The sequence below is a fragment of the Methylobacterium sp. ARG-1 genome, assembly GCF_001262595.1.
In the GTDB taxonomy this organism is placed as follows: domain Bacteria; phylum Pseudomonadota; class Alphaproteobacteria; order Rhizobiales; family Beijerinckiaceae; genus Methylobacterium; species Methylobacterium brachiatum.
Genome location: NZ_LHCD01000090.1, coordinates 1 through 441, shown reverse-complemented (window position 1 = coordinate 441; position 441 = coordinate 1). Strand labels below are relative to the sequence as shown.

The following is a 441-nucleotide window of genomic DNA, read 5'->3' as shown; positions in this document are numbered from 1 at the left end:
TACCTAAATAGCTTTCGCGGAGAACCAGCTATTTCCGAGTTTGATTGGCCTTTCACCCCTAGCCACACGTCATCCAAGACCTTTTCAACGGGCACTGGTTCGGACCTCCAGTGGGTGTTACCCCACCTTCATCCTGCACATGGCTAGATCACTCGGTTTCGGGTCTAAAGCCACGAACTGAACGCCCTGTTCAGACTCGCTTTCGCTGCGCCTCCACCTACCGGCTTAAGCTCGCTCGTAACTTTAAGTCGCTGACCCATTATACAAAAGGTACGCGGTCACTCAGGACGAACCTTGAGCTCCCACTGTTTGTAAGCATCCGGTTTCAGGTGCTGTTTCACTCCCCTCGTCGGGGTGCTTTTCACCTTTCCCTCACGGTACTGGTTCGCTATCGGTCGCTGAGGAGTACTTAGGCTTGGAGGGTGGTCCCCCCATGTTCAG

General features: G+C 54.0%; 1 rRNA gene. It reads right to left on the bottom strand.

Annotation, left to right across the window (positions count from 1 at the left end):
• Positions 1-441, bottom strand: a 23S ribosomal RNA gene (locus AKJ13_RS29945); the annotation flags it as partial.